The sequence below is a fragment of the Providencia sp. genome, assembly GCF_040396775.1.
Classification (GTDB): Bacteria; Pseudomonadota; Gammaproteobacteria; order Enterobacterales; family Enterobacteriaceae; genus Providencia.
In genome coordinates this window covers 563,554-571,723 of record NZ_JBEBNT010000001.1, presented here as the reverse complement: position 1 = coordinate 571,723, position 8,170 = coordinate 563,554, and the positions used below count along the sequence as shown (strand labels likewise).

Here is an 8,170-nt window from a genome sequence, read left to right as displayed (position 1 = left end):
GTCGTTCAAGGGGCGGTTTAATTGAAACTTAGGGAATAAGCCGTAATAATCCATATTTACTGTCCTAATGCGCGGTTAAATTCGTCCATTTCCATCCACATTGTGGGGTAAACCTCTGGCCATTTTTCAATAGGGATATGTTGTGGCACACGCCGCCATAAACAGCGTTCTAACCATTTTTGCAGGTTGTCTTGCCCTTGGTAGGCAATGAAAATTGCAGTGCCTAAGGCAATAAGCACTGCAATAACTGTTCCGAAAATTGGAACTGTACTCGATAATATAGCGGCAATAAGCCATACTCCACTTAATGCTGATAATGTATATGCAGCAACTAAACCGTAATTATTCTTATCATATTCATCAATTGCATGAAAAATATCAAATGCGACAGCCACGATTCCTGCCCCAGCCCCCAAATAAACCCCTACCATTGTCAGCGTTTTATACGTTGGCAGGGTTTGAAGCCGCGGTAACAGCGCAAACCGTTGTGCAGCTTGGTCAAATACACTTACTGAGCTACTAACAACTGCCACAACACCAGACCAAAAACGGCTCTGAGCTTCTAGTTGGTCATCAGATAATGTTTTTTTATCACCTAAATCAGCCGAATGTAATAAGGCTAAACTTTGTAAAATTATAGACAACCCACCTGCGCCAACAACAAGGGTTGATTTCCCAGCGCCAGTGGTGATACTCGTTCGCCAGCGAGCTAAATTTGCACTTTCAGTATCGCTGGGGAGCCTTAATAGCTTGCTTAGTGCTCTTTCTTGTTTGCCTGTTGGCAGCTGCCTTACGCGTTCCATCTCTTTGATATCGATATCAACACAATAATTTAATATATGATTACGCTCCATTGGTAATCCAGACACCTTTAAGCGTTTAAGCTCACTATGAACTAACCTGCGAATTTCTGATTCATTGAGATTTCCATTGTGGTCACTGAGTCGAATTAGATTCTCCGAGACATCCTTAGCAAAGTGACTAAATTTGGCTTTAACACTGACACGTATAATCTCTTTATTTTGAAAGGCGCCCATAGCAACAGCAAAGGCATACATTTTTTGAGAGCCCATGACATTATCGAATGTTTTCATTGTCGCGGTAGCGAGTCGACTAAGGTAAATAATGATCACAGACTCTGAGGCTAAACGTTGAGGCTCAATGACTTGGGCAAATGTATCGGCTAACCCAGCCCATGGTAATGTTATTTTATTAACCGCTAAATCTTGGACGATTTTGGCCCATGGTAACGGCAAAATTTCAATCTTTTGTTGTTCCGTGGCGGCATCAATTTGTTGTGCTAATGTATTTTGGTTCAGTACCAAAGCACGTCCTAAGAGGTTAGATGTATCAGAAAGCGGGTGAGTCAAGGCGCTCGCAAAAAAATCCAAGCTCCCTTTTTTATCTGACATGTTGGTAATGCAATAACTAACGATTGCAGTATAGGCAATCCCGCTGAGTAAATCTTCAGCGTCAAAATGTTGCTGAAAATAGTGCAGTAATATAGGGGATTGAAACCAATCTAAATACAGTTTCGTGCGGGGACTGACAACACGCTCATTGTATTTTGCCAAAATTTGTTGAAATTCAAGTCCAAAGTCATTCACGGCATCTTCATCATAATACAGTTGGTACTTTGCCCAGTTGGCATCGGCTTCTGTCGCCATTCGACTATCTCGACCTGGTGTATAGATGGTTTCTGTTACGGGCTCATTCGCTGAAAAAATATACTCATGGATCCCCTTCACTAATCTATCATTATGCTGTGTGGTGGCAGTATAGACTCTTTCAAAGTCAGTTCGAATGCCGGCTTTTAAACTGGTTATTGCCCCATAAAGCATCACTTGCCGTTCAATATCAGGGCGTTTATACACATGTTTATCCAGCTCATACTGTATTAATGTTGGTAAATCTTTCAAAATCCCTGTCGGGTCTTGCAGCACTATCATGGCACCATTAGGGTGTAATTCTTGGTTTGCGGTTGTTTCGATTTGTTGCCCAGAAGCGGTCGGGGTTAATCGTGACGCCAACTGGTAAGACAACGTGATAAGGCCGTCCACTGCACGGGATGATAACGTGGTTGACCAGCCGCGCATTTGGCTTTTTCTGGCATGTTGATGGTATTCCGCCACCGTATTCTCAAGTTGTTCCAAGGGTAACGATTGGCTAGCTTGTTGGCTATTGAGCCACGTGTCCATATCAAAGGGCTGCATATATTGTTCACGGTGGGTTTGTTGTTCGAACTGCTTGCGAACCGCAGGTGTCCACTTCACTTCTGACCAAGCAAACCAAAACAGCCCATTTTTCATGCCTTGGGGCATCATCGGTAAGGTGACTAGGGAGGCTTTTGCTAATTCAGCAGGTTGGTCAATGCAAGGCTTGATTTTACCTGATGCGACGTCATCGGGCACATCGCCATTTTCAGGAAGTGGGTAGTAAAAACCGCCCTCGGTGACAAAGTAGTTAATCCACGCCTTGCCAAATTCATCCCAAATATTGAGGTACCCCGAACGCATTAGCCGTAAGGTGTAGGCGGTTTCCCCTTGCGCGGGAACGGGCACGTGAATGTTATCGGGTAACAGGGGTAAGATATCGTGCTGCGACATAATTGCAGGGCGAACAGGCAAAATCGGGAGGCCAGTACGGGTACAAAATTTACAGCCTTGGCGTTTGTTTATTTGGCTCATAAATGCATCTCTATATTTAAATTAAAACTATTTTGTTTTTATCTCTGATGAACCTTAAAAAAAGGCTCCCCACAAGCTTTTAGGGTTCATCGAGGCATCTAAGCGATAAAGGTCGTCTTTATCGACAGGGCACAGCGCTTGAATAGACTCAGGCCAGACAGGGCGGCGACTGGTCAGAATGCCAATATAGCGGGGAATGCTAAATAAAAACGCCAGTGGTACAAGGAGAGGCAATAAGACAATCGGCGCACCTTTATATAAGGACATTAAATAAAAGAAAGTAAAACGATAGGGCTCTTTTCTATTCGCAATGGGTAAGCAAAAATCAATTTGTGGAATAAGGTTTTTAGGGCCTTCTTCCATATAGCGACGGATAAACTCCCAATGAGAGATAACAGCGTGTAATTTAGGGTGAGATAACGGTAGACAGAAAGTATCGACAATTGTAATACCATCGTCTGCAAGGATATGACCGCTAATATAATAATCATTACGAATGGATTTGGTATAATTTAAGCCAGTCGTAAAAAAGATATCTTGCCAAGGTATGGTAAATACAGAGCCATTAGTCCGAGTTACGTGAACTAATTGATTTTTACGGTCAAATCGAATGGGATAATGTGTCCACGCAAACCATTCGGTTTTCAGTAAATACACCATGAATCCACTCAGAGGAAGTAGAATTAAAGAAATAAATAAAATAGCAAATATTCTTTCAAAAGAATAATCATGCAATAGAAAGGTTTGTATAATTAACCAAAAAACACCGCCAAAACAAATAGATGAACAGCATAGAGATAGAAAACTCATATAACCACGGCCGGAATAAAATTTATCCACTAATTCTAAATAATTTGAATTAATTTGAATGACCGTCAAGTCAGGAATGACTTCCTCGTTAGTCAGCGTAAGGCGCCTATTTTGCTCAAGATGCCCTTCACGTTCTTGTTCAGTAAGAGGGCGGTTAAGCTTAAATTTGGGGTGTAGCCCGTAAATATCCATCTTAATCTTGTCCTAATGCCAATGTACGGTTTTCCAGTTCCATCGTTAAAAAAAGGCTCCCCACAAGCTTTTGGGATTGGTGGACGCATCTAAACGATACGGGTCGTCTTTATCGACGGAGCACAGTGCTTGAATAGACTCAGGCCAGACAGCGCGGCGACTGGTCAGAATGCCAATATAGCGGGGAATGCTAAATAAAAACGCCAGTGGTACAAGGAGAGGCAATAAGACAATCGGCGCACCTTTATATAAGGACATTAAATAAAAGAAAGTAAAACGATAGGGCTCTTTTCTATTCGCAATGGGTAAGCAAAAATCAATTTGTGGAATAAGGTTTTTAGGGCCTTCTTCCATATAGCGACGGATAAACTCCCAATGAGAGATAACAGCGTGTAATTTAGGGTGAGATAACGGTAGACAGAAAGTATCGACAATTGTAATACCATCGTCTGCAAGGATATGACCGCTAATATAATAATCATTACGAATGGATTTGGTATAATTTAAGCCAGTCGTAAAAAAGATATCTTGCCAAGGTATGGTAAATACAGAGCCATTAGTCCGAGTTACGTGAACTAATTGATTTTTACGGTCAAATCGAATGGGATAATGTGTCCACGCAAACCATTCGGTTTTCAGTAAATACACCATGAATCCACTCAGAGGAAGTAGAATTAAAGAAATAAATAAAATAGCAAATATTCTTTCAAAAGAATAATCATGCAATAGAAAGGTTTGTATAATTAACCAAAAAACACCGCCAAAACAAATAGATGAACAGCATAGAGATAGAAAACTCATATAACCACGGCCGGAATAAAATTTATCCACTAATTCTAAATAATTTGAATTAATTTGAATGACCGTCAAGTCAGGAATGACTTCCTCGTTAGTCAGCGTAAGGCGCCTATTTTGCTCAAGATGCCCTTCACGTTCTTGTTCAGTAAGAGGGCGGTTAAGCTTAAATTTGGGGTGTAACCCGTAGATATCCATAATGTTATCCTTATCCTAATGCCCGTTTTAATTCATTTAATTCCATTTCCATCGTTGGATAAATTTCAGGGAGTGTACTTTTCGGTCGCTCTTTTGGTTCATAGCGCCATAGGCAGCGTTCTAACCATTTTTGAAGATTATCCTGCCCTTCAACGGCAATATAAATCGCCGTACCTATTGCGGCAATAACAGCAAATAGCGTGATAGCCAACCCAACAGGTCCTAGTGTGGCAGCAAAGATCACATAAATAAGCCACATATCAGCTAATGTTGATATTCCATAAGCAAACATTAACCCAGTATGGTCTTTATTCCATGAATCAAAGGTATGATAAGCATCAAAAGCTACTGCAACCACCCCTGCCATAAGGCCAAGCCCTTTTTTAGCAAGGTTCGAAAAGGCTTCAGCACCTTTTAATCTTTTTAATACAGAAGTATTCAATACACTATTTTGTTGTAAAAAGCCTTGTACACCAGTTTCAACAACACTAAATAACCCCGATATAATACCTGCTACTCCACCATAAAATTTGCTATTCTCTTCCAGTTGTTCATCACTGAGTGTCTTTTTGTTTCCAAAATCAGCCGCGGTTAAAACTGCAGCTGATTGTAGAATTACTGACAATATTCCACCGCCCATTAATGTGATGTTTTTTCCTGTACCACTTGTTATTTTTGTTTGCCATTTATCTAGGCTATGGGCTTTGGCTTCGGTGCTAGATAGCATGAGTTTAGATAATTCTTGAGCCTTTTCTTTGGCAGATAGTTGATTAATCTTTTCTAAATTCTTGGGGTCAGTATCGATAAAATAAGTTAATATCCGCTTTTCATCATCAGAAAAACCCAGTTTTTTTCGGCGGCTTAATATTTTTTTTACTTCGTTTTCAATACTATCTTTATTAGGTTTTACTCCACTGCTATTTATTGACATCAAGACTTTCACAATCGCTTTTATAAAGTATTTATCTTCTGCATGCTGAGTCACGGGTATTAATGCACGATTTTGAAAGATACCAAGTGCAACAATAAAATCAAAAACTTTTTTTGATGTGAGTGTTTTATTAATACTTCCTGTAATAGCTGCAGAAATATTGGCAAGGTAAAGCCCAATGACAGACTGGGCTGCTGGGTTCGATTTTTCAATGACTTCATTAACTGCGTCAACAAGCCCGTTCCAAGGTAAAGAAATATAATCTATAGATTGGCTCGTTGAGGTATTAATTTTTTGTATTAATTGTTCATGATTAATAGCCAGTGCGCGTCCTAGAATATTACTTGTATCCGTTAAAGGCTTGAATAATGATTCATTGAAAAAATCCAATGTGCCTTTTTTATTTAGCATATTAGTAATGCAATAATTTATGGTTGAGGTGTATGCAAGGCAACTGAATAAATCATTGGAATCAAAATGTGTAGTAAAGTAATGCGTGAATATCGGTGAGCGAAACCAGTTAAGATAGAGTTCAGTGCGCGGTGATACAATTCGTGAATCATATTCTTTCAATATATCATTGAATGTAGTCTTAAATGCTTCAAGCTTATTCGTATCATAGTACTTTTGATAATCAGCCCAAAATTCTTGTGTTTTATTCTCAAGCTGATCTTCTCGTAATTCACTATACCATGTTCTTTGGGCGGGTTCTTTTAACGTAAAAAGTAATGTTCTTGGATCATTCTGTATATATTTTTCACCAAGTTGGGTGTTTGAGTCATAGTTTAGCTTAAACTGCCTTTTCATTCCTTTTTCTAAGCTGTCAATTGATGCATATAACATCACTTGCCGTTCAATATCAGGCCGCTTATACACATTTTTATTAAGTTCAAATTCAATCAATGTGGAGAGGTCTTTCAAAATCCCTGTCGGGTCTTGCAGCACTATCATGGCACCATTAGGGTGTAATTCTTGGTTTGCGGTTGTTTCGATTTGTTGCCCAGAAGCGGTCGGGGTTAATCGTGACGCCAACTGGTAAGACAACGTGATAAGGCCGTCCACTGCACGGGATGATAACGTGGTTGACCAGCCGCGCATTTGGCTTTTTCTGGCATGTTGATGGTATTCCGCCACCGTATTCTCAAGTTGTTCCAAGGGTAACGATTGGCTAGCTTGTTGGCTATTGAGCCACGTGTCCATATCAAAGGGCTGCATATATTGTTCACGGTGGGTTTGTTGTTCGAACTGCTTGCGAACCGCAGGTGTCCACTTCACTTCTGACCAAGCAAACCAAAACAGCCCATTTTTCATGCCTTGGGGCATCATCGGTAAGGTGACTAGGGAGGCTTTTGCTAATTCAGCAGGTTGGTCAATGCAAGGCTTGATTTTACCTGATGCGACGTCATCGGGCACATCGCCATTTTCAGGAAGTGGGTAGTAAAAACCGCCCTCGGTGACAAAGTAGTTAATCCACGCCTTGCCAAATTCATCCCAAATATTGAGGTACCCCGAACGCATTAGCCGTAAGGTGTAGGCGGTTTCCCCTTGCGCGGGAACGGGCACGTGAATGTTATCGGGTAACAGGGGTAAGATATCGTGCTGCGACATAATTGCAGGGCGAACAGGCAAAATCGGGAGGCCAGTACGGGTACAAAATTTACAGCCTTGGCGTTTGTTCATTTGGCTCATAAATGCATTCCTTTGTTTGATACCCATTGTGGCGTCGTAGATTGAATTTTTTGCCAGTGTTGTTTATCCCAACCGCGGGTCACACGGCAGTAATAGCCAGGGTTGAGCTTCGCTTTATACAATAACATTTGAATATCGTGATGCTTCCAAAACAGACAATTGTAGGTTAAGGCATGCCACACAAAGGCCTGTACATCTTGAGCATCAACTAGTCCACAATTTTCCGCTTGTTGTAGTAAGGCATCCATGTTTTGGCTTGTTGCCACCCGTTCTTCTAATGAATGGAACCGCGGAAGTTTACTAAGCAACTGATTAATTAACCCAATTCGATTAATTTTATCTACAGGTAAATCAATGGGATCATTTTTTTGATAATGGAAATAGTCTGAAAAATGCAATGTGTGCCATTGTTCTTCTAACCAATAAGTCCACGTAGGCGCAGCATGGGCTTTTAATACAGTTTGCAGTTGCCAAGGCGTTAGCATCCAAGATAGGTGAAATAAAACGCGTGGGTCATAATAACGTAATACATAATTTCGCTGCTCTTTATCCGTTATCAATAGTGCACGAGCTAATTCATCGCACAACGCTTTTGCGGGCAACTCACTTTTGATAAAAAGCTGACAGCTAGGTGGGGTCGAGAGCAATTCATTTTGAGTGATGTCTGTGGTAAATCGGTTCCAGTCCTCAGATGGCAGTTCATGTACTCCCAGAAGCGCAGGGTATAAGTGTGCTTGTGGTTGTAAATGCGCTGAAACAATGTCTAACGTGGGGTATTGGTCAATAAGTTCCGATGACGACAGTTTGTCAAAAATGGCATATTGGTGTTCCCCTAAAGCCTGATGTTGTGGTTGGTATAATGGCATCT

5 protein-coding genes are annotated in these 8,170 nt (G+C 40.9%); all 5 read right to left on the bottom strand.

The window, feature by feature from the left end; genetic code table 11:
* Positions 1 to 56: 56 nt before the first annotated feature.
* From ABWP91_RS02580 to ABWP91_RS02560, 5 genes are read right to left on the bottom strand one after another with little or no spacing between them, the layout of a single operon-like run.
* On the bottom strand, positions 57 to 2,687 hold the full coding sequence (locus ABWP91_RS02580) for a T6SS effector BTH_I2691 family protein (RefSeq protein WP_353241877.1): 2,631 nt from the start codon (positions 2,685 to 2,687) through the stop codon (positions 57 to 59).
* Between the two features lie 54 nt (positions 2,688 to 2,741).
* The gene (locus ABWP91_RS02575; protein WP_353241876.1) at positions 2,742 to 3,689 is read right to left on the bottom strand and encodes a DUF6708 domain-containing protein; all 948 of its coding nucleotides are present in this window, start codon (positions 3,687 to 3,689) and stop codon (positions 2,742 to 2,744) included.
* A 45-nt stretch (positions 3,690 to 3,734) separates the two neighbouring features.
* Positions 3,735 to 4,682, bottom strand: a complete 948-nt coding sequence (locus tag ABWP91_RS02570; RefSeq protein ID WP_353241875.1) for a DUF6708 domain-containing protein — start codon at positions 4,680 to 4,682, stop codon at positions 3,735 to 3,737.
* A gap of 10 nt (positions 4,683 to 4,692) precedes the next feature.
* Positions 4,693 to 7,302: a T6SS effector BTH_I2691 family protein gene (locus ABWP91_RS02565; RefSeq protein ID WP_353241874.1), complete on the bottom strand. Its 2,610-nt coding sequence runs from the start codon at positions 7,300 to 7,302 to the stop codon at positions 4,693 to 4,695.
* Positions 7,299 to 8,168, bottom strand: a complete 870-nt coding sequence (locus tag ABWP91_RS02560) for a DUF4123 domain-containing protein (protein ID WP_353241873.1) — start codon at positions 8,166 to 8,168, stop codon at positions 7,299 to 7,301. The genes ABWP91_RS02565 and ABWP91_RS02560 overlap by 4 nt, the downstream gene beginning before the upstream one ends.
* Between the last annotated feature and the right edge of the window lie 2 nt (positions 8,169 to 8,170).